We start from the raw sequence: 21,748 nt of genomic DNA, 5'->3' as shown, positions 1-21,748 counted from the left end.
TTTCATTGTTCGGTCTCGGCTGGGGCGAAATCTTGATCATCCTGGGGGTGGGGGTCTTCGTCCTCGGCCCGGAGCGCATTCCTGTCGCCGTGAGGTGGGTATCTGAAGCGTCGAAGAAGCTGAAAACTATGGCGGCCGGCGCCCAGGAGGATCTGAAAAGGGAGATCGGGCCCGAACTAGAGGAACTGCGGCGGCAGGTGGCGGACCTGCAATCGCTCAAGGAGTATCAGGATCTCAAGTCTCTTCGGGATATGAACCCGAAAAAGATCCTGCAGAAGAATATTCTGGGCGATCAGTTTTCCGGTGGGATCACCGGATTTCTTGGTTTGAAGGACACCAAAGCGCCAGGGGATACGGCGAATGCTGCGGCCGCAGCGGCGGGAAGTCCGGGTGGCAACTGGGTGCCTATCTCCACCGAGAAGCCAGCTCTCCTAGATATGAATATGCCGGTGCGACGCGTTACCGCACCCTTGTCAAAAGGTGATATCCCGCCCTTTGACATCGAAGGGACCTGACTCACTCTGCGGTGCAGTTGTCAGCAACCACACTAGGTGCGCGAAGCCGGTGAAAGGCCCAGTGAGATGCCCACCAGAGGCCTCGAACGCGCCGCGAGAGACGCCGCAATACTCGACAAAGCCTTGGCGCTAGCGCTTTCCGGGTGGCTCAGAACTAACGGAACCCCGGCGTCGCCAGCTTCTCGCAGATCAATTTCAAGCGGAATGCGACCGAGTAACGGAACGGGCGCCCCCATCGAGCGCGTCAATGAGTCGGATACAATCTGGCCGCCACCGGTCCCGAACACATCCAAGATGCCGCCATCGGGGAGCACCAACCCCGACATATTTTCTACTACGCCGATCACTTTTTGGCGGGTTTGTAGTGCGATCGCACCAGCCCGCTCGGCGACTTCGGCCGCCGCAGTCTGCGGGGTCGTAACAACCAGAATTTCGGTACTGGGAATCAGCTGCGCTGTTGAAATAGCGACGTCCCCCGTACCGGGCGGCAAATCGAGCAACAAGACGTCCAGATCGCCCCAGAACACATCGGCGAGAAACTGCTGGAGGGCACGGTGCAACATGGGCCCTCGCCACACCACTGCAGCGTTGCCTTCAACGAACATTCCTACGCTGATGATCTTCACGCCGTGGCATACCGGCGGCAGGATCATGTCGGAGATCCTGGTGGGTCTTGTCGTGACCCCCATCATTCGGGGAATGGAGAAGCCGTAGACGTCAGCATCCAAGATTCCTACCGAAAGTCCCTGTGCAGCCAGCGAAGCCGCCAAGTTAACTGTCACGGTTGATTTGCCGACGCCGCCCTTACCGGAGGCAATGGCGTACACCCGAGTCCGAGACTCAGCCCTGGCAAAGGGAATATCCTTAGTAGCGCCCCCTTTGAGGCCGTCGCGCAGCGCCTGGCGTTGCTCGTCATTCATCGGCACCAGTGCGAGGCTAACCCCGCTCACTCCCGGAATGGCCTCTACGGCCGCGGTGACGTCTCGGGTGATGGTGTCCTTCATTGGGCAGCCTGCAATGGTGATGAGAACCACCAACGAGACGTGACCGTTTGCGGCGATGTCGATTTTGTCGACCATCCCGAGATCGGTAATGGGGCGTCGAATCTCCGGATCCTTTACCGCATCAAGGGCTTTGCGAATAATTTCTGGCGTCAGCGACATAATCCCTCGAAGGTAGTGGGTGCGTTCTCGATACTACGGTGGACCTATCGGCGGCATCTCCATACCAACGTGGCCTGACCCGCTGTGGGACGATGGAGGGGCACGAGAAAAACTCCCGCACCCCGATGCACTGTGACACCTTTTTAGGAGGTGGTCGGCGATGACGTCGTCCAACCGATTCCGCGTAAACGCCCCAACTGTCCCCACTCCGCCAGTCGGCTTCGCCGTTGCGGCTTACCCGACCTACACGCAGGCCCAGGCCGCGGTAGAGCACCTCGCCAAGCAGGAGTTTGCTGTCGAGGACGTGACCATCGTCGGCTCCGATTTGCAGTTGGTGGAGCGCGTGACCGGACGTCTGACGACCAGCAAGGTCGCTGCCGCAGGAGCCGCTTCCGGGGCCTGGTTCGGGCTGTTTGTGGGATTGTTGATGGGCCTGTTTTCTCCTGCGCAGAACAACACCCTGCTCCTGATTGTGGTCGGGGTGTCCATAGGCGCATTGTTCGGATTGTTGATGGGGTCCTGGGCTACCGGATGGCGAAGGGGCGGCGCGACTTCACGTCGTCATCGCAGGTTGTCGCAGGCCGGTATGACGTGCTCTGCAAACCCAACACCGCGGAGAAAGCCCGCGGATTTCTGGCACAAATGGAGCTGGGCAAACACGGCTGACGGTGCCGATTGGCGCTACGGGATGCCAGCAGCTACAGCCAACCCCGCTTGCGCAGTGTTTACTGGCAGCTACAGCCAACCCCGCTTGCGCAGTGCTTACTGGCAGCTACAGCCAACCCCGCTTGCGCAGTGTTTACTGGCAGCTACAGCCAACCCCGCTTGCGCAGTGTCCGGTAAAGGAGCACACAGATGCCGGCGATCAGTACCAGCGCCAACGGGTAACCGAAGGTCCAGTGGAGCTCGGGCATGAAGTCGAAGTTCATCCCGTAAATACCGGCAACCGCGGTGGGGACCAACGCGATCGCAGCCCACGCCGAAATTTTGCGCATGTCCTCGTTCTGCCGGGTTGCCACCTGCGCAAGCACAGCGTTGACGAGGGTGGTCAGAATTTCGTCGAAGGCCATCACTCGCTCGGACACCTGCTGCAGGTGATCTTCGACGTCACGCATGTAGGTGCGGATCTCTGGCGGCACAAACACATTGGGCATCTCGGCCAGGCGTCGCATCGGCGCAGACAGCGGGGCAATCGCTCTGCGAAGCTCCAGCACTTCCCGCTTCAGCAGATAGATTTGCTCAGTCCGCAGGATCGCGGTGGGGTCGAAAACCAGCGACTCCATCTCGTCGATGTCGTCTTCGACCGACTCGACCACCGCCAAATATTGGTCGACGATTCGGTCGGCAATGGCGTGCATGACGGCGGCGGGCCCCAGCGCGAGTCGAGCCGGGTCGCGCTCCAAGTCCTGTCGTAATCCCGCGAGGCCCGAGTGGTCGCCGTGCCGGACGGTGACGATGAAATCGGCGCCGAGGAACATCATGATTTCGCCGGAGTTGACGATCTCCACCGCCTTGAGAGCGGATTCATGTTCAACATATTTCACCGTCTTGATGACCACAAACAACGAGCTCGAGTACTGCTCGATCTTTGCCCGTTGGTAGGCGTTGATAGCATCCTCAACGGCCAGCTCGTGCAGCCCGAAAGATGTTGCTACTTCGGCCATGTCGGCCATTTCCGGTTCCTTGAGTCCAATCCAGACAAAACCTGAACCGTGGGCTCGCACGCGCGCGATGGCGTCATCTGGCCGCTCGCAGGACGACTGCCGGACACCATCGAAATAGGTGGCGCAATCCACGATCACGCTGTTGTTGGCTGGGCTTGGTACGGGGGCCAATTCGCCTGTCGAACGGGAGCCACGACGAAGCGCGCTCAGTGAGGGAATCGATGGCAGAATCGGCACGGCAGCCTCCAGACGGGCGAATAAGACCGGTGCACCGCTTGGGCGGGCGGTCTAGCTGAGATGAACCTACCTTCCCCCGGTGTGAGGCCGGTGAAAAACACCGGTGTGCACAACAGTGCATCGCAGAGGGAAGAATAGGCTTCTATGCGCATCGATTTGCACTCACATTCGAGTTCCTCCGACGGCACCGAAACCCCAGCGGAGTTAATGGCCTCCGCCGGACGCGCCGGGCTCGATGTCATTGGGATCACAGACCACGATACGACCTCCGGTTGGGACGCTGCTGAGCAAGCATTACCCACCGGAATGGCGCTGATGCGCGGAACCGAATTCTCCACCGAAATCGCGCAGCCCAACGGGCGTCCGGCAAGTATCCACCTGCTGGGGTACCTATTCGACCCCAGTAACCCGACCATTGTCCAGGAACACATTCGGTTGCGTCAGGAACGGATGGATCGTGGGCTGCGGATCGTAGAGAAGATGGTCCGGGATGGCATCGATATCAGTGCCGAGCAGGTGTTGGAAATCGCCAGCGGCGCACCCGTCGGCAGGCCACATATTGGGCGAGCTTTGAAACAAGCGGGACTGGTCGAAAGTGTTCACGAGGCGTTCGCTACCTACCTGAGGGGCGATGGCCCGTATTACGTGCATAAGGCCGACACCGACCTGGAAACTGCGATCGCGATGATCGCTGCGGCTGGTGGTGTGTCGGTCATTGCGCACCCGCGCTCCCGGGAAGCCGCCGCGGTCCTGGGCAGGGAGAAGCTGAGATCTCTTGCGGCACAGGGTCTTGACGGCATAGAGGTATTTCATCCTGACCATGACGAAGCAGCCCGCACGGAGCTTGCCGCACTCGCGGAAGAGCTCGACCTGATCCCCACCGGTTCCTCCGATTTCCACGGCACCAATAAGACATTGCGGTTGGGTCAGGACTTGACGCCGGAAAAGTCCCTGCAGCGCATTGTCTCTGCCTCCTCGGGGGTTGTTCCCCTCCTGCAGAAATGAGTAATCCCTGGGCAGATTTTGGCCGGGATGAGAAGGTCGGTGCAGACCTATGGGAGGAAGTTGACCTTCCGCCTTGGGGGGGTCAGAGCCAGCCGGAGTCCTACCCTGCACCGCAACTTCCTCGCGGGGTCCGGTTTGTTGCTGGCTTCGCGAGCCTGCTTTCAGCCGGGACCTTGGTGCTCGGTGTCATCCTTGGATTGTTAATGGTGCTGCTGCCCGTGCTGAAACCCGGTACCGGGTTTGCCGTTTCGATCGGCCCGGGTTGGGACAGGGTGGTGGCGCACCTGGGTGTAGGTGCGCTGGGGGAGCTGGGACTTTTTCTGGCGCGGCGTCGACGCTCATCCGGGTGGGGCGCAACGGCGCCCACAGTGACGGTCGCCCTAGTCGTCCTGGGGAGCGTTGCGGGGCTCCTGTGGTGGAGTTGGTGGCGCTAGCTTCTCGCTCAGTGCAAAGTCCACAGCTGCCCTCGCGTGAATAGCAGTGGTGGGGAAAACTGGTATGGTGCAATGCTTTTGCTCGATTAGCAGCTCAATTTCGGTGCAGCCTAGGATGATTCCCTGGGCTCCAGCTGTGACCAGATCCGCGATGATGTGTAGATAGCTGGCGCGTGATGCCTCACTGATGACGCCCCGACACAATTCCTCGTAAATGATGCGGTGAATCTCGGCGCGATCACCAGGTGGCGGCGTCAGGACGATGAGTCCGTGGGAGATCAGCCGATCCGTGTAGAACGCCTGCTCCATGGTGAACGCGGTGCCGAGCAGCCCGACTGTGCGTACGCCCTTGGCGATGATGTCCGCAGCCGCGGCGTCTGCAAGGTGCAAGAGTGGAATGCTGACCGCGGCGGTGATCTGGTCGGCCACTTTATGCATCGTGTTGGTGCAGAGCACCAAGAAGTCAGCGCCCGCAGCTTCCAGTCGGCGGGCAGCGTTAGCGAGCACCTCGCCCGCCGCCTCCCAATTGCCCGCAGACTGCATCGCTTCGATATCGGCAAAGTCGACCGAGAACAGTATGCACTTGGCGGAATGCAAGGCACCCAACCGATCTCGCACCATTTCGTTGATATGGCGGTAGTACAACGAGCTGCTTTCCCAGCTCATCCCGCCGATCAAACCGATGGTCGCTTGCACTTGTACTTGCCCATCATCAGCGCAGGTCTTCATGGACTCAAGACTGTAGCTGGGTCGTCTCTAGCTCCGGGTGTGAGCCTCGGCCCAAGCCCGCCATTGTGGCAGGAGCACTTGCATCAAACCAGCCGGATTTTCGATCGCGGGGGAGTGCGCAGAACTGGGAATGAGAATCAACTCGGTCCCCAATGCGCGCGCCATCTGGGCCTGATCAACGAAGGGCCACGCGTTGTCGTCTACGCCCGCCACTACCTGAGTCTGTACGCCGGTAGCCGCTAACTCGTGAGTGCGGTTGGGCTCGTTCAGCAACGCGCCGCCCATCCCCAAGAGGCCAGCGGCCGAAGAGCGAAGGAATCGGGTGCGCCGGAACGCTGCCAGATCCTGCTCCTGCGCACCCGCCAGTTCCTCGGTCAGGGCCTCACGGAAGCCGTACGCAGCGGCGAGTCCATGGGCGCGCAACATGATTTCGCTTTCACGCAACGCGTCCAGGCGCGGTCCAGTATGAAATGCGGCCGGTCCAGAACACAGCAGTGTCAAACCCGCGACGTCTGCCCCAGCCAGAACGGCGCTGCGGGCAACCAATCCGCCGTACGAGTGGCCCAGCAGGATCAGCGGTCCTTCGATATCCGACTTGAGCTCTGCGATGAGATCAGCAACAACCAGACCCAAAGCAGCCGGCAGGTAAGCGTCCTCGTCATCCGGGCCAGGCGATTCGTACTGGCCCGGCTGATCGATCGAAACAACGCGATAACCTGCCTCCGCCACCATCGGGACGATGGGCGCGAAGTCCTCCTTGGACCCTGTGTACCCGGGCACCAACAGGACGGTACCGACCACCTCGCCCGCGGGATGACGGTCCAGCGCAGCGACCGGTCCGTGCCGACCGGGCAGGTCGACGCGCTTGGCTCCGTGAGCGCTGAGTTGGTTGAACCCCGGTGCCTCACCGAGACCACGGGGTTCGGGGAAAGGTGTTGCGCTCATGGCTGTTCACTTCTGCTGAGTTCAATTGTCAGGGGCGTGTTGGGGCGACGTGTCATGCGGGGGATGCGCCCCTATTCAGCGCTCGCAGAGCGAGTGCCAGCTTCTGAGGTAGCCGAAGAAATCTGGTCGGAACTCCCGGTCGAACGACGGCGACGCCGACGACGCGGAGCGCCTTCACCGTCGGCGACGGCATCGGGGGATACGACGGTGTTGGGGGATACGACGGTGTTGGGGTATGCGTCCGGAGCAGTTGCTCCGCTGCGGCGCCGGGCGCGCCGGGGCCGGTCCGATGAGGGGGTATCTGGGCCGGCTTCCACGGTTTCGGCGTGGTGACCAGCTGCCGTCGAGTTGCGCCTGGGGCGCGTCGCGTCCCGATTGGCAGGCGCGTCATGGGAACTGCGAACGGCATTCTTGCGATTGCGCCCGCCAGTCTCGCCGAGGTCCTCGACTGATTCAGCCCCCAGACCGGCCCTGGTCCGTTCGCTGCGGGCCAGACGTCCCTTGGCGCCTTCGGGGATGCTTAAATCTGAGTACAGGTGCGGGGACGATGAGTAGGTCTCCGCTGGATCGGCAAAGTCCAAGTTGAGGGCGTCGTTGATCATCTTCCAGCGGGGGATATCGTCCCAATCGACCATCGTGACGGCGATACCGGTTCGGCCCGCGCGACCGGTTCGGCCGATGCGGTGAACGTACGTCTTGTCATCTTCGGGGCTCTGATAGTTGATGACGTGGGTGACCCCCTCGATGTCGATACCGCGCGCAGCGACGTCGGTGGCGACTAAAACGTCGACTTTGCCTGAGCGAAACGCGCGCAGCGCCTGCTCGCGGGCCCCCTGGCCGAGGTCACCGTGCACGGCGGCGGCGGCAAAACCGCGCTCCACCAGCTCATCGGCAACCTTTTGCGCGGTGCGTTTGGTGCGGCTGAAGACCATGGTCAGGCCGCGACCGTCCGCGTTGAGGATCCGTGCCAGCATCTCTACCTTGTCCATCGCGTGGGCGCGATACACGTACTGCGTGGTCGACCGATGGGTAGCACCTTCGGCTGCCATTTCGGCGCGGATATGCATGGGCTGGGACATAAAAGTACGTGCCAGGGTCAGGATCGGACCGGGCATCGTGGCAGAGAACAACATGGTCTGTTTCGTGGTCGGCACCATCGTGAGGACCTTCTCGATATCGGGCAGGAAGCCCAAGTCGAGCATTTCGTCAGCCTCGTCCAAAACGAGAACCTTGACAGCCCCCAGAACAAGCGACCCGCTCTTCGCGAGGTCGAGCAAGCGGCCGGGGGTGCCGACGACGACGTCGACGCCACCTTGCAACGCCGCTACCTGGGGCTCGTACGCGCGACCGCCGTAGACACTGGTGACTTTCAGACCGATATTCTTTGCAGCGGATGCAAGATCCCGCGTGACCTGCACGCACAACTCACGTGTCGGAACGATGATGAGGGCTCGGGGTGCGCGAGCGCCTTCCGGCACGGACTCGAGGCTCAGGCGCTGCAGCAAGGGGACACCAAAGCCTAGGGTCTTGCCCATCCCTGTGCGGGCTTGACCGATGAGGTCGCTGCCCTGCAAGGCGACCGGCAGCGTCAGCTCTTGGATGGCGAAGGTGCGATGGATTCCGTTGGCCGCCAAGGCGGAGACGATCCGCTCGTCAACGCCGAGTTCTGCGAACGTGGGGGACTCGGGCAATACCTCGGCCAGCATGGGCTCCGGCAGGGTCACATCGTCATCTGTTCCGTTCTCACCTTCCGGGCCGGATGAGTCGGCAGGCACAGACAGGGAATTTGCAGAAACGGAGTCCACAGCCAGGTCCCCCGACGGCGTGGTGTCCAACTGGCTGGTGTCCAACTGGCTGGTGTCCGACTGAAGAGTCGAGTGGTCGGGTTCCGCTGCGGCTACAGCCTTTGCGGCTGTCTTCGGCGGGTTGCTCGCCACAGTCTGGTCGTTGTCGCGATCGAGAAAATTTGAAGCGTGTGGGTGCTTTTGATTCATGTGCGGGTAAAGCCTTCCTCACCGGTTCGCGCGCGTTCACCTGTGAGGCGAGAGGAAACTCGCCGGCGCCAATACCTGAAGGCGGCATAGGGTGCCGCTCACGGAAATGAGCACCCACAGTAAGGCTGGCACCCACTTATCGGCGCGATAACTTCAACGCGCGCACATTGCCGCAGCGTCGAATGACGCCGCATGTCCAAGCCCATACTACGGGTTACGCATCTTCTCGATGGTATTTACGGCGCACGCACGGTATTTGCGGCGCTACCAAGACATGGTGAGGGGGGCGTCGCTTCCACACCAGCAGTGGTTAGGCTTACCCCGGGCTCGATCGAGAGCAGCGATCGGTGAGCATCTGTAGGAGGCGGCATGTCGGAGACCACCAGCGAAAAATTTGATACCAACAGCGGGGCATCTGGTGTCAACGATGCTGCCGTAAGTGAGGCTGCGCCGGCGAGCAGAGCGGCGTTTGCGCCGGATTCAGCTTCGGTCGTTGACCTGCTGGGTGTCTTGGCGTACGGCGAATTGTCAGCATTCGACCGCATGTCCATTGACGCGCGAACCGCGCCAACGCTGTCCGGTCGCGTGGCCCTCTCGCAAATGGCCGCGGCAGAGATGGGCCATTACCGTTCTCTGGCAGCCCATTTGGCCCAAGGTGGGACCGATATTGAGGTCGCTATGCGCCCTTTCGTCCGGCCCTTTGACGCGTTTCACGATTCGACTGCTCCGCACTCTTGGCTGGAATCTTTGGTGAAGGCACATGTAGGCGACGGACTTGCTGCCGACTTCTATCGTGAGATCGCCGAATGGCTGGACCCCGATACTCGCAACCTCGTCTTCGAGGTGCTCGGTGATTCGGGGCATTCAGCATTCGCCGTTCGCGAGGTTCGCAAAGCGTGCGAGACAGACCCCCGTCTTGCAGGTTCATTAGCGCTGTGGGGTCGGCGTTTACTCGGTGAAGCGATGACTCAGGCCCAATACGTCGTCGCTGAGCGGGACTCGCTGGCCGAGTTGATCGTCACTGGATCAGGCGATATGACGGGTATCGCGTCTCTGTTCCGCAGACTGCAGCAAGGGCACACAGGGAGGATGCGTTCGCTTGGCCTAGCGTGACGTTGTATCCCCTGCCCCGGCACTTCCTAGTGGGGGGGGCGGCCTGACGTGGGAGACTAGGGAGATTATGTCTGAAATTGCCGCCCCCGCCGCCGCTCCCACCCCAGCCTCCCGCTCGCTCCCGCTGGTGTTCACTGCCCCGCGTCGTCCGAAGCCACCGGTCCATCTCTTGGACTTGAGCGTTCCGGAACGCAAGGAAGCGGTAAAGGCGTTGGGCCAGCCCGCGTTTCGCGCAGATCAGCTCGCTCGTCATTACTTCTCCGGACTGACGACGGACCCCGCCGAGATGACGGATCTTCCGGAGGCCGGACGCGCGGAATTTGTCTCCGCGATAATGCCGCAGTTGTTGACCCAGGTTCGAAGCATTGCCACCGACTCTGGCGACACCCGAAAAACCCTCTGGCGGGCGCATGACGGGACGCTGATCGAATCGGTATTGATGAAGTATCCGGAGCGGATCACACTGTGTGTTTCGTCCCAAGCTGGCTGCGGGATGGCGTGCCCTTTCTGTGCCACAGGCCAAGGCGGTCTGGAACGCAACCTGTCGACAGGCGAAATTGTTGAACAGGTGAGGCTTGCGGCCAAAGCCAGCAGGGACGGTGTATTTGGCGCGCCGCAACGGCTTTCGAATATTGTTTTCATGGGGATGGGGGAGCCCCTGGCGAATTACAAGAGAGTTCTTGAAGCGGTTCGCGCCATCGTGAGCCCGAGCCCGCAGGGGCTTGGCATTTCGGCTCGCTCGGTCACTGTCTCAACCGTGGGCCTTCTACCGGCTATCGACAAACTCACTGAAGAGGGCTTAGCGGTGCGTCTTGCCGTGAGCTTGCATGCCCCCGACGACGAGCTTCGGGACGAGCTTGTTCCGGTGAACTCGCGGTGGAAGGTTGCCGAAGTTTTGCAAGGTGCACGGCGGTACGCGGACAGGACAGGCCGCCGCGTTTCCATCGAATACGCGTTGATCAAAGAGATCAACGACCAGCCCTGGCGCGCTGATCTGCTCGGCAAGATTCTGCGGGATCATCTGGGCCAGCTCGTACACGTCAACCTCATCCCCCTCAACCCCACTCCGGGGAGTAAATGGGACGCAAGCCCTCGGCCAGTGCAGGAAGAGTTCGTCAAACGAGTAGAGGCTCAAGGGGTGGCTTGCACCGTGCGCGATACGCGGGGCCAAGACATCGATGCGGCATGCGGGCAATTGGCCGCTAACGAACGGGACAAGTAACCGGTCCGGGCCCGAAGGCGGAACACCTCGCCCTGACCTGCAGTACTCAGTGCTTTCTGCAGTACTCAGTGCTACCACGGGGTGTCAGGGGCGAGTCTTACGCTGCTTGCGAATCTTTACTTCGGTGTGTAACAGCCAGAGCGCCATCAGCAGGCCAATGCCGATGAGGTAATAGTCCTCGACCCGCGACTTATGGTTACCGATCAACATGACGAACATCATCGCGACGCCGATCCACAGCATCACCCGGCTGCCCTTGGGCGCAAACTCTCGCCACGAGCCGTGCCAACCCCATTCTTCGGAAGGCGCGTCTGGGTTGTATCGCTGGATGGATGCGTGGGCAACAGGCTCTACAGCTGCGTGCGGGTCTACCGACTGGTCGTCGAACAGGGGGACGTCTTGACCGCCGGACTTCACTAGTTCCACTGAATGCTCAGCCACTTCTTCCTCCGAAGGTGTTCGACAAATGACGCTCTCAAGCCAGGTTACCCACGCTCGAAAGCCGTGTGGCCCCTCCCATTTTGGCACGAGGAACTACTGGGGGTGGCACGCGGGGTCGGGCCCGGCTTGGCCTGCGGTGATGGCGTGAGCGAGGCGGCCACTGGCTTTAAAAGGAGCGCAGGTAGTGCCGCTATAGGGTCCGTGTCGGTGGAGTGCCGCACAATGGGAATGTGATAACTGATTCCGCTTCCACTCCGGTGGGGGAGAGCCCGGCGCCTGCTCCGTTCTCCTTTTCGGTCGACGGGCTGGCGCTCCCGGGATTGCTGCGCTTTCCACGCAAGGTCCTGATCCTCGGGTGCACCGGTTCCATCGGAACCCAGGCTCTGGAAGTAGTGAGGGCCAACCCTGATCTTTTTGAAGTGACGGGTCTGGCTGCTGGCGGCAGCAACCTTTCGCTGTTTCGGGAGCAGGCGCTCGAATTCCCGGCAGCGCAGTTGGCGCTGGCAACCGAGGGGAGCGAACTCGGCCTAGGAGATCGGCGGGTGCGGTCGGGGCCGCGAGCGGCCACCGAGCTGGTGGAAGAGGTGGACGCCGATGTAGTGCTGAATGGGATCACCGGGTCGATCGGGCTGGGGCCAACTCTCGCCGCTTTGGCCGCAGGCAGGGTGTTGGCACTGGCGAATAAGGAGTCTCTGGTAGCGGGCGGCTCTCTTGTGACCCGGGCCGCTGCGCCGGGCCAGATTGTGCCGGTCGATAGCGAACATTCAGCGTTAGCCCAAGCACTGCGCGGCGGGGGTAAACACGAGGTGGCCGCGTTGGTACTTACCGCTTCGGGTGGTCCCTTTCGCGGAAAAACGCGCGCGGAGCTTGCTGAAGTCACTGCTGCGCAGGCGCTGCGGCATCCGACCTGGGCAATGGGACCAGTGGTCACGGTGAACTCCGCGACCCTGGTGAACAAGGGGTTGGAGTTGATCGAGGCGCACCTGCTTTTCGATATTCCGTACGACCGGATCCAGACGGTGGTGCATCCCCAGTCGGTCGTGCATTCTATGGTCACCTTCGCTGATGGCAGCACTTTGGCGCAGGCCAGCCCGCCTGACATGAAACTGCCAATTGCGCTTGGCCTGGCGTGGCCGCACCGCGTTCCCGGCGCAGCTGCCGCCTGTGACTTCACGAAAGCCGCGTCGTGGACCTTCGAACCGGTAGACCATGTGACCTTCCCCGCGCTGAAACTGGCCGCGCGCGCGGGTCAGATCGGCGGGCATGCGCCGGCGGTCATGAACGCGGCGAACGAAGAGTTCGTTGCCGCATTTCTTGCGGGCAAACTGGCGTTCTTGCACATCACAGACCAGCTGGAGCGCATCCTGGACAGGATGCCCGCCGATTTCACATCTGAACCGGAGACTATGGCGTCTATCGCCGAGGCCGAGGACTGGTCGCGGCAGCAAGCCGCTTCACTGATGGGATGCTAGAACCGCGTTGATGGTGGATCGCAGCTCCGCGAACGCTGCACTGCGGCTGCTTTTTAGATATACGGCTCTGTAAGAACCACGAAAATAAATACTGTGCCGTAAAGACCGCGAAGTAAATACTGTGCCGCAAAGACCGCGAAGTAAGTACTGCGCCGTCACTACTGCACGATGAGGAATAGGGGCGTTACTCGGATGTTGGTGGCACTTGGGGTCGTCCTATTCGTGCTTGGGCTGCTCTTTTCTATCGCCTGGCACGAGCTGGGTCACTTGACCTTTGCCAAAATCTTCGGGGTCCGGACCACGCAGTACATGGTTGGCTTCGGGAAGACCGTCTGGTCACGACAAAAAGGCGAAACCGAGTACGGCATCAAGGCAGTGCCGTTGGGCGGCTACATCAGAATGGTGGGGATGGTCCCGCCAGGCAAGGACGGTCGTCAACGCACGATGACCACCGCCCAAGGCCCGATGGGGGTCTTTCGGCAGATGATCGAAGATTCGCGCGCGTCCGACCGCGCCCAAGTGATCGATACCATCGACGACGGCCGGCAGTTTTACCAACTGCACCCCTTCAAACGAATCATCATCATGTTCGCTGGCCCTTTCATGAACCTGATTTTCGCCGTCGGTCTCTTCGCCGTCATTTTGATCGGCATTGGTATCCCGACCGCTATACCCACGGTCGCTTCGGTATCGGCGTGTGTCATCCCGGCGACTGCGACTCGAAAGGACTGTCTGCCTACCGACCCGCAAACCCCTGCTGCGGCAGCGGGTTTGCAGCCTGGCGACCGCTTTGTCTCCTTTAATGGGCAAACGATCACGGATTGGGATCAGATGCGAGCCCTGATCGCGGTCGCGGGCGATACCACCGCTCAGATTGTGTACGAGCGCGGGGGCGTCGAGAAGACAGCCAGGGTTCCGGTAATCGCCACCGAGCGCAACACTTACGACGACACGGGAACTCAGGTAACGGGGAGCGCGATCGTGGGATTCCTCGGGGTCTCGCCGCAACTGCCCTACACCTCGCAGTCGATCGGCGCAGTTGTTACTCAAACCGGCAGTTTCATCGGCCGTGCTGCCAGTGCGGTGGTGCAGATTCCCAGTCGGATACCCGCGCTCTGGGATTCGATTTTTTCAGGTCAGAAGCGAGATGTGAACACGCCAGTGGGAATTGTGGGGGCCGGTCGGATCTCTGGTGAGATCCTTGATCTCGACACCAGTAAAACTGAAAAGCTTGTACTGTTCCTACAGCTTCTTGCCGGATTCAATATGAGCTTGTTCCTGCTCAACCTCCTGCCACTCCTGCCGTTGGATGGCGGCCACATTCTCGGCGCAGTTCTGGAATGGATCAAGCGCGGTTTCGCCAAGGTCTTCAAACGTCCCGACCCCGGGCCATTCGACGTAGCCAAGTTGATGCCTGTTGCTTACGTGGTGGCAATACTATTCATCGGACTCACCCTGCTGACCCTGGTAGCTGACATTGTGAACCCTGTCGATCTATTCGGCTAGGCGCCGTGCGATCACACTAGAGATCCTGCTAGTTTCCCTTTCAACGTCACGCTCAATCGCAGAGTGCGGCACACTGGTAAGACACCCGGCGACGGGTCCGGCGGGGTCCCCACCGGGCACCTCGACGCGGGAGAGAATACGAGGACACGATGTATATGCAGTGCCACATCACGCACGCGCTGGCGGCCGCACAGTTCGGCTTCACGAAATGACCGGCATCTCCGTCGGTCTCGGCATGCCGAGTACCCCCGCCGATCGCGTGGTACCCGTGCTGGCTCCGCGGCGTAGAACACGCCAGATGATGGTAGGAACTGTGGGGGTCGGCAGTGACTACCCAGTTTCGGTCCAGTCAATGACCACCACAGTGACAGCCGACATCAACAAAACCTTGCAGCAGATCGCCGAGCTGACGGCCGCGGGCTGCCAGATCGTTCGAGTCGCCGTCCCCACCAACGACGACGCCGCAGCGCTCGCGGTCATCGCGAAGAAGTCTCAACTCCCCGTCATCGCCGATATTCACTTCCAGTCCAACTACGTATTCGCTGCCATCGATGCCGGATGCGCCGCGGTCCGCGTCAACCCGGGCAACATCAGGGCTTTTGACGACAAGGTAGGGGAGATTGCCAAAGCCGCAGCCGCCGCAGGTGTGGGCATCAGAATTGGGGTCAACGCCGGTTCTCTCGACAAGCGTCTTCTCGCAAAGTACGGCAAGGCCACGCCCGAAGCCCTGGTGGAGTCTGCGTTGTGGGAGTGTTCGCTTTTCGAGGAGCACGATTACCGCGACATCAAGATCTCGGTCAAGCACAACGATCCCGTCATCATGGTGAGGGCCTACGAGCTCCTGGCTGAGCAATGTGATTACCCGCTGCATTTGGGCGTCACCGAAGCCGGTCCGGCTTTCCAGGGGACCATCAAATCGGCGGTGGCTTTCGGCGCCCTCCTCAGCCGCGGTATCGGCGATACCATCCGCGTGTCACTTTCCGCTCCGCCGGTGGAAGAAGTGAAAGTGGGTCTCCAGATTCTCGAGTCGCTCAATCTGCGAGAGCGCGGTCTCGAGATCGTGTCGTGTCCCTCCTGTGGACGAGCGCAGGTCGATGTGTACAAGCTCGCGGAAGAAGTGACCGCAGGTCTTGAAGGTTTGGATGTGCCGCTGCGCGTGGCCGTCATGGGTTGCGTCGTGAACGGACCAGGCGAAGCTCGTGAGGCAGACCTCGGCGTAGCCTCTGGCAACGGCAAGGGCCAGATTTTCGTCAAGGGCGAGGTCATCAAAACCGTCCCGGAACACATGATCGTGGAAACTCTGATTGAAGAGGCAATGCTGCTTGCCGAGAAGATGAAACTGGAAGGCGCAGTCTCCGGCACGCCTTCGGTGAGCTTGGTCTGACGAAATGACGCAGCCTACGGCTGCACGGCCGCTGTGCTGACCGCGTTGTCAGCGCGTGTCTTGACGAGTGCGCACTCCGACATCATCGCCGACAGGCTCGACTCAGACCCGTACGCCACGTGTCTCGTCGGGTCTCGGTTCTTGAGAGAAATGTCCTCCGCACGCATGGGGGGCGAGTTCTGGGGGATCACCGGTGGCCGTGACGGCATATTTTTTGCAGGCTCGAACTTGATTCCCGTCAGCGGCGACGCCAAAGCAATGAGAGCTTTCGCCTCGTTGGCTATGCGTCGTGGCCGTCGCAGCGCGTCATTAATGGGGCGCTCGGAACTAGTTACCACCGTGTGGGAGGCATTGGAGCCCAAGTGGGGTCCCGCCAGAGCGATCCGCTGGAATCAGCCGGTCCTGACCTGTGTTCAGCCTCCCGCGGTGCCACCCGATGCGCGAGTCGGGCGCGCAAACCCCCATGATTTGGACCTTTATTACCCCGCGGCTGTCGCGATGTTTACCGCCGAGATCGGCATCGATCCACGACAGGGCGATGGCGGCCGCTCCTATAGCGCCAAATTGCGCGACCTACTTTCCCGGGGACACTGTTTTGCTCGGATAGAAGACGGCCGGGTGATCTTCAAGGCTGAGATCGGTGCGATGACTGCCACCACCGCGCTGATCCAGGGAGTGTGGGTTGACCCGGAGTGGCGCGGTCGGGGCATCGGCGCAGCGGGGATGGCTGCCGTGGTCGCAGCAATCCAGCAGGGACTGGGAAAGGTGCCGTGCTTGTACGTCAACGATTTCAACAGCGCAGCCAGAGCGGCCTACTCCAGGGTCGGATTTACCCAAGTTGCTTCGTTCACGTCAGTGCTTTTTTAAGCGCAGCGCCAAAGGATCTGAATCGACAGGGGCGCACGAACACAGTGGTAGTGGCGGAGCCGCCGACAAAGGCCGAGGGCCTCTGGCGCGTAGCGACTTGGTAGGGGAGGCGGGCGGGAATAATAAAGTAGTGATGTCTAAAAACCGCAGGCCGCGTTCGCAGTTGTTACTACTGCCCCTGCTGCTTGTCGTGTCAATCGTCGTAAGCGCCTGCACGGCCGCACCCGCGATAGAACCACCGCCTGCTCCAACGGCGGAGATCGCCGCCTACGCCCAACAATGGCAAAGCGGTAACCATATCGCCGCAAGTGTGTTGACCACCGAACCAGCCGTAGCGCAGCAGGCACTTGACCGAGTCGAAGCAGACCTGCAGGCATCAAGCCTGACTGTCCTGCCAGGTGCTATCACTCGAGTGAATGACAATTCCGCCACCGTGCCGGTGGACATCAGTTGGTCTCTCGGCGACGCAGGCACCTGGGCCTACCAAGTGCAGTGGAAGTGGTCTCGACAGGACGGCGCTTGGAAACTAGCCTGGGACTCCACTTCCATCAACCCAGACCTTGGCCCGCAACAAGGCCTCGTAGTGCGTATTACCAAGGCAACAGACGGTTCGCTGGTGGATCGGGACAACAACCAGGTGCTGTCTCCGGTGCGCGTGTACAGCGTGGTCGCGATCCAGGCAAAAATGACCCGGGTGCCTGAAGCGGCATCGGCTCTGGTGTCCGTACTCGGCCAATTTGATTCCACTCTCAACGCCGATGAGATTGCGGCTCAGATTGCGGCCGCCGACCCATCCACCGGCTACACCGTCCTGAACCTGCGTGAAGAGAGTTACGCAACTGTCGCCGATCAACTTGCGGCGATTCCCGGCATCAGCGCGCCATCGTCAATCCGAAATCTGCCGGTGACCAAAGATTTTGCGAAGTCACTCCTGGGCCAGGTGACCCCCATTGCAGACGCGCTGACCAAGGGCGTCAAAGGGTGGCGAATTGTGACCGTGGATAGCACCGGCGCCGAGCTGAAGACCCTCTCGGAACAGCAGGCGGTGCCGGGGGCGAAAGTTACCTTGACCTTGGACACCAAGGTGCAGAGCGCAGCAGAAGGGGCGCTGGCAAAAATTCCCGAGCCTGCGGTCATCGTCGCGATTCAACCGTCTACCGGCGAGATTCTGGCCGTCGCTCAAAATGCTCCAGCGAACGCGCTAGGGACAATTGCACTTTCCGGGCAATATCCGCCCGGCTCAATTTTTAAGATCATCACTGCGACAGCGGGCATCGACGGATCCAGCCTACGTGCGGACACCGAGGTTGCGTGCCCGGGGGAGTGGGTGGTCGACTCCCGACCCATTAAAAACTCTCACTCATTCGACCTGGGCACCGTCGCGCTAAAAACGGCTTTCGCCAAGTCCTGCAATACCTCTTTTGCGCAGATCGCGACCGCGCTGCCGCCGAGTGCTCTGAACTCGACAGCCAAGGAATTCGGAGTCGGGCTGGACTTTGACATGAAGGGCGCCATCACCCTCACGGGCCAGGTGCCAGTGGCGCAATCCATCGTGCAGCAGGCGGAAGACGGGTTTGGCCAGGGGTGACCTTGGTGACCCCGTTCTCCGCGGCTCTGATGGCCGCGACAGTCGCCCACGGATCGATGCCAACCCCCACGCTCATACGGGACAGCGTCACCACGATCGACCAACCTCCGGCAGCCCTGACTGCGAATGCGGCACAAGACTTGCCTGTGCTGATGCGGGCGGTCACCTCGGAGGGGACTGGTAAGAGTCTGCAGAGTTTCGGAGAGATCTATCTCAAGACGGGGACTGCAGAATTTTCAGACGAAACGGGAGCTATCCACGCGCACGCCTGGACCGTGGGATATCAGGGCGACATGGCCTTCGCTGCACTGATAGTGGCTGGCGACGACTCGAGCCGCACCAACGCTCTGTTGGCGGATTTTCTCACCGCGAACCAGTAGCGAAGGCTCGACTTCACCAGCCAGGCCATCCGCGAGCCGCTAGTGTTGAAGCATGGTTCGCGCTTGGATAACTCCCTCTGTACCCACTCCCTCCCGGACCGTTCCGGGCTCGATTGCTCGGCCGGAGTATGTCGGCAAAGCGGCTCCGACCCCAGGTAGCGGTACGTATGTGCAGACCGCGGAGACAATTGACAAGATGCGGGTTGCGAGCAAGATTGCTGCAGGCGCGTTAGCCGCGGCGGGCGCCGCGGTGGCACCCGGCGTCACTACCGACGACCTTGACCGGATTTGCCACGAGTACCTCGTCGACCACCATGCTTACCCTTCAACTCTCGGGTACCGAGGTTTTACCAAATCTTGCTGCACTTCCCTCAACGAGGTGATTTGCCACGGCATCCCTGACCAGACGGTGATTCAGGACGGGGACATAGTCAACATTGATGTCACCGCTTTTATCGGTGGTGTGCATGGTGACACCAATGCGACGTTCCTGGCTGGCAACGTTTCGCAGGAGAACCGCCTGCTCGTGGAACGCACCGAAGAGGCGCTTGCCCGGGCCATCAAAGCGGTCAAGCCGGGCCGGGCACTGAACGTGATTGGCCGTGTCATCGAAAACTACGCTCACCGATTCGGCTACGGCGTAGTGAAGGACTACACCGGCCACGGAATCGGCGACACCTTCCATTCCGGTTTGGTCATCTTGCACTACGACGAGCCGAGCGTTACCACGGTGCTGGAACCCGGTATGACCTTCACCATCGAACCGATGATCACGCTCGGCGGCATCACCTGGGACCAATGGGACGACGGCTGGACGGTGACCACCAAAGACAAATCTTGGACAGCTCAGTTCGAACACACCCTGGTCGTGACTGACACCGGCGCCGAAGTGTTGACCTTGCCGTAGCGGCCCGCCGCCAGAGTTGCCAGTTAGAGTCCGGTTGGCCCCTGCTCGTCCCGGCGGACCTTGCGCCTTGCGAGGCCCTCGACGATTTTTTGAATTAGTTTCATGATTGCGCCCATAGGAGAGAAACTACCCTTGCTCGGCGTGCAGGGGCAGGTTCAGGAGCGCGTTTTCCAGTAACTCGCTCAGCGCGGGATGGATCCAATACTGTCCTCGGGCTAGTTCGCGCGCGCTTTGGCCAAAGGACATCGCTTGGATGAGGGGCTGGATGACGGTAGCCGCTTCTGGGCCGATGATGTGCGCTCCCAACAGCTTTCCCGATGTCGGGTCGGCGAGCAGCTTGAGGAAACCGGTGGTGTCCTCACGGGCCCAGCCCGCCGCAATGCCCCCGTAGTCCTGACGACTCACCACGTAGTCGACTCCGGCGGCCTTGGCCTGTTGCTCCGTCATTCCCACGGCGGCAATCTGGGGGTGGGTAAACACGGCGGCAGGCACGAACCGGTGGTCGGAGGCAATAAGCGCCTCAGGATGCTTGAGGTTGTGCGCAACTACACGTGACTCGTGGTTCGCAACATGCTTGAGGGCGTATTCCGAGCTGATGTCGCCGAGGGCGAAAATGCCTTCGACGTTGGTGCGCTGGTACTCATCAACGACGAGCCTGCCGTCGGTTTCCGTAGCGAGGCCAGCCGCCGCCACGTCGAGAACGTCCGTGTTCGGTTGGCGTCCGGTGGCAACGAGAAGCATTGCCGCTTCGTAGGTTACGGGGCCGTCCGGACTGATAGTTTCCACGATCACACCGCCGCCGGGTGTCCGCGCTACTCGTTGAATATCGCAGTTAAGCGCCACCGTGTACCGCTCGCTGGACAGCTGGGTGAACGTGGCTGAGATATCAGAGTCATGTTTGCTCAGTAGGCTCGCCCCCCGGTTCAGCTGAGTGATTTTGCAGCCGAAGGAGGCGAAGACGTGGGCGAATTCGGCTGCAATGTAGCCGCCGCCGATGATGATGAGGCTGGTGGGCAATTTATTAATGCGCATGATGGTGTCGGAGGTGTGGAACGGCACGGCGCCGTCAGATAGACCTGGCACGTTCGGAATGATGGGTCGGCCACCTGCGGCTACCACTATGCGGTCGCCTGTGATGGTTTCGCCGGTGCCGGTATCAATCGTGGTGGCTCCCGTAAAACGCGCGGTGCCGGTATACACAGTGATATTCGGGGTGCGCTCCGAAGTTCGGTAGTCGCGGCCGCCGGCTTCGATCGCATCGATGCGTCCAAAGATCCGGTCGCGTATTTCCCTCCAGTGCACGGTGCTCACCGCAGCATCGACACCGAGGTGCCCCACCAACTGAGCTCCATAGGCGAGGTCGGCGGGGTGGACATACATCTTCGTAGGGATACAACCCACGTTCAGGCAGGTGCCGCCGAACAGACCCTTCTCGAGAATGGCGATGTCCCAATCGTCAAATTCAGGGCCCACAATGGAATTGCCCGAGCCGGTGCCGATCACGATCAAATCAAAATGGCGCATCCGTCCAGCCTAACTCGCAGAGGGCCGGTAGCCAGCCTTACCGCATGCCCCATCGCCGTCGCTGTGTGCCAGCTTGACTAAGCCTGAATGTCAGTGGGAAAACACGGGAACAATGATGGCGCGCGCGAGCGTGTGGAAGGCCAAGTTGAAGGCCGCTGCTGCGGGGGTGGCGCTGCTGTCAAGGCCCAGGGTCGGAATATCGACCGCGTGTACAACAAAGAAATACCGGTGTGGAAAATCACCGGGCGGTGGCGAGGCGCCAGCGTAGTTCGGTGAACTCATGTCGTTGCGGAGGTGGAACGCTCCCGCTGGAAGTCCAGCATCGTTGGAGCCGGCCCCTTGGTCGAGCGAAGCGGTATCTGCGGGGAGGTCAACTACTACCCAATGCCAGAATCCGGATGGGGTGGGCGCATCAGGATCAAAACAGGACACCACAAACGATTGGGTCTGGCTAGGGAAGCCGCTCCACACAAGATGTGGGGATAGGTTCCCGCCGTGCAGGCCATCACCGGAATAGATATGTTCAACCGCAAGATCGCGATCCTGGGCAATGTCCTTGCTGGCGAGATCGAAGCTGGAAACGGCTGGCAGTTTTCGGTAAGGGTCCTCGGGGATCGGTCGGTGCAGGCTCATTCTGGACTCCTTTAGGTACTTGCGC

General features: G+C 60.9%; 20 protein-coding genes and 1 pseudogene. 13 read left to right on the top strand and 8 right to left on the bottom strand.

Translation table 11 applies throughout. The features are described 5' to 3' along the window. Nucleotides 1-5 precede the first annotated feature (5 nt). The gene (gene tatB / locus EH165_RS08210) at nt 6-515 is read left to right on the top strand and encodes a Sec-independent protein translocase protein TatB (protein WP_124799034.1); all 510 of its coding nucleotides are present in this window, start codon (nt 6-8) and stop codon (nt 513-515) included. A gap of 32 nt (nt 516-547) precedes the next feature. Here the strand turns inward: tatB and EH165_RS08205 are convergent, their stop codons facing one another. Then, a complete protein-coding gene (locus tag EH165_RS08205) occupies nt 548-1,678 on the bottom strand; it encodes an Mrp/NBP35 family ATP-binding protein (RefSeq protein ID WP_124799033.1) in 1,131 nt (376 codons plus the stop codon). A 160-nt stretch (nt 1,679-1,838) separates the two neighbouring features. Between EH165_RS08205 and EH165_RS16835 the strand changes: the two are divergent. Beyond that, nucleotides 1,839-2,344 (top strand): annotated as a pseudogene (locus EH165_RS16835) (YflT domain-containing protein). Between the two features lie 143 nt (nt 2,345-2,487). Here EH165_RS16835 and EH165_RS08195 read toward each other — a convergent pair. Beyond that, a complete protein-coding gene (locus EH165_RS08195; protein ID WP_124800400.1) occupies nt 2,488-3,570 on the bottom strand; it encodes a magnesium and cobalt transport protein CorA in 1,083 nt (360 codons plus the stop codon). Between the two features lie 153 nt (nt 3,571-3,723). Between EH165_RS08195 and EH165_RS08190 the strand changes: the two genes are divergently transcribed. Together EH165_RS08190 and EH165_RS08185 are read left to right on the top strand one after the other, a co-directional pair. Beyond that, nucleotides 3,724-4,584, top strand: coding sequence for a PHP domain-containing protein (locus tag EH165_RS08190; protein ID WP_124799032.1), 861 nt, complete (start codon nt 3,724-3,726; stop codon nt 4,582-4,584). Continuing rightward, nucleotides 4,581-5,018: a hypothetical protein gene (locus EH165_RS08185; RefSeq protein WP_124799031.1), complete on the top strand. Its 438-nt coding sequence runs from the start codon at nt 4,581-4,583 to the stop codon at nt 5,016-5,018. Before EH165_RS08190 ends, EH165_RS08185 begins: the two co-directional genes overlap by 4 nt. On the opposite strand, the gene EH165_RS08180 is transcribed toward EH165_RS08185, so the two are convergent. From EH165_RS08180 to EH165_RS08170, 3 genes are all read right to left on the bottom strand, one after another. Next, the gene (locus tag EH165_RS08180; protein ID WP_124799030.1) at nt 4,965-5,747 is read right to left on the bottom strand and encodes an aspartate/glutamate racemase family protein; all 783 of its coding nucleotides are present in this window, start codon (nt 5,745-5,747) and stop codon (nt 4,965-4,967) included. The two genes, EH165_RS08185 and EH165_RS08180, sit on opposite strands and share 54 nt — an antisense overlap. A 27-nt stretch (nt 5,748-5,774) precedes the next feature. Further along, nucleotides 5,775-6,692 carry an alpha/beta fold hydrolase gene (locus EH165_RS08175; protein WP_124799029.1) on the bottom strand — a complete coding sequence of 306 codons (918 nt, stop codon included), beginning with the start codon at nt 6,690-6,692 and terminating at the stop codon, nt 5,775-5,777. A gap of 71 nt (nt 6,693-6,763) precedes the next feature. Continuing rightward, nucleotides 6,764-8,398, bottom strand: a complete 1,635-nt coding sequence (locus tag EH165_RS08170; RefSeq protein WP_206426213.1) for a DEAD/DEAH box helicase — start codon at nt 8,396-8,398, stop codon at nt 6,764-6,766. Between the two features lie 657 nt (nt 8,399-9,055). Here EH165_RS08170 and EH165_RS08165 point away from each other — a divergent pair. Together EH165_RS08165 and rlmN are read left to right on the top strand one after the other, a co-directional pair. Then, entirely contained in the window at nt 9,056-9,799 is a 744-nt protein-coding gene (locus tag EH165_RS08165) for a ferritin-like fold-containing protein (RefSeq protein ID WP_124799027.1), read from the top strand. A 67-nt stretch (nt 9,800-9,866) separates the two neighbouring features. Continuing rightward, the gene (gene rlmN / locus EH165_RS08160; protein ID WP_124799026.1) at nt 9,867-11,021 is read left to right on the top strand and encodes a dual-specificity RNA methyltransferase RlmN; all 1,155 of its coding nucleotides are present in this window, start codon (nt 9,867-9,869) and stop codon (nt 11,019-11,021) included. Between the two features lie 84 nt (nt 11,022-11,105). Here rlmN and EH165_RS08155 read toward each other — a convergent pair whose 3' ends face one another. Next, nucleotides 11,106-11,462 carry a DUF2631 domain-containing protein gene (locus EH165_RS08155; RefSeq protein ID WP_206425863.1) on the bottom strand — a complete coding sequence of 119 codons (357 nt, stop codon included), beginning with the start codon at nt 11,460-11,462 and terminating at the stop codon, nt 11,106-11,108. A 323-nt stretch (nt 11,463-11,785) separates the two neighbouring features. Between EH165_RS08155 and dxr the strand changes: the two genes are divergently transcribed. From dxr to map, 7 genes are all read left to right on the top strand, one after another. Further along, nucleotides 11,786-12,934: a 1-deoxy-D-xylulose-5-phosphate reductoisomerase gene (dxr, locus tag EH165_RS08150; RefSeq protein WP_124800398.1), complete on the top strand. Its 1,149-nt coding sequence runs from the start codon at nt 11,786-11,788 to the stop codon at nt 12,932-12,934. A 192-nt stretch (nt 12,935-13,126) separates the two neighbouring features. Continuing rightward, entirely contained in the window at nt 13,127-14,440 is a 1,314-nt protein-coding gene (locus EH165_RS08145; RefSeq protein ID WP_124799025.1) for a M50 family metallopeptidase, read from the top strand. 217 nt (nt 14,441-14,657) lie between these two features. Continuing rightward, a complete protein-coding gene (ispG, locus tag EH165_RS08140; protein WP_422392144.1) occupies nt 14,658-15,824 on the top strand; it encodes a flavodoxin-dependent (E)-4-hydroxy-3-methylbut-2-enyl-diphosphate synthase in 1,167 nt (388 codons plus the stop codon). A 60-nt stretch (nt 15,825-15,884) separates the two neighbouring features. Continuing rightward, entirely contained in the window at nt 15,885-16,691 is an 807-nt protein-coding gene (locus EH165_RS08135) for a GNAT family N-acetyltransferase (protein WP_239020487.1), read from the top strand. 133 nt (nt 16,692-16,824) lie between these two features. Beyond that, nucleotides 16,825-18,279, top strand: a complete 1,455-nt coding sequence (locus tag EH165_RS08130; protein ID WP_277870554.1) for a penicillin-binding transpeptidase domain-containing protein — start codon at nt 16,825-16,827, stop codon at nt 18,277-18,279. Nucleotides 18,280-18,284: 5 nt separating this feature from the next. Further along, nucleotides 18,285-18,659 carry a penicillin-binding transpeptidase domain-containing protein gene (locus EH165_RS16505; RefSeq protein ID WP_124799021.1) on the top strand — a complete coding sequence of 125 codons (375 nt, stop codon included), beginning with the start codon at nt 18,285-18,287 and terminating at the stop codon, nt 18,657-18,659. 52 nt (nt 18,660-18,711) lie between these two features. Further along, entirely contained in the window at nt 18,712-19,566 is an 855-nt protein-coding gene (gene map, locus EH165_RS08120; RefSeq protein ID WP_124799020.1) for a type I methionyl aminopeptidase, read from the top strand. A 126-nt stretch (nt 19,567-19,692) separates the two neighbouring features. Here map and EH165_RS08115 read toward each other — a convergent pair whose 3' ends face one another. Both EH165_RS08115 and EH165_RS08110 read right to left on the bottom strand, forming a co-directional pair. Then, complete coding sequence (locus EH165_RS08115; RefSeq protein ID WP_124799019.1) at nt 19,693-21,090, bottom strand: mycothione reductase; 1,398 nt, start codon at nt 21,088-21,090, stop codon at nt 19,693-19,695. A gap of 90 nt (nt 21,091-21,180) precedes the next feature. Next, nucleotides 21,181-21,723: a YbhB/YbcL family Raf kinase inhibitor-like protein gene (locus tag EH165_RS08110; protein WP_124799018.1), complete on the bottom strand. Its 543-nt coding sequence runs from the start codon at nt 21,721-21,723 to the stop codon at nt 21,181-21,183. Nucleotides 21,724-21,748 lie beyond the last annotated feature (25 nt).

Source organism: Nakamurella antarctica (assembly GCF_003860405.1).
Classification (GTDB): Bacteria; Actinomycetota; Actinomycetes; order Mycobacteriales; family Nakamurellaceae; genus Nakamurella; species Nakamurella antarctica.
Note: the sequence above shows the minus strand (reverse complement) of the source record. Positions and strands in the feature narration are given on the sequence as shown.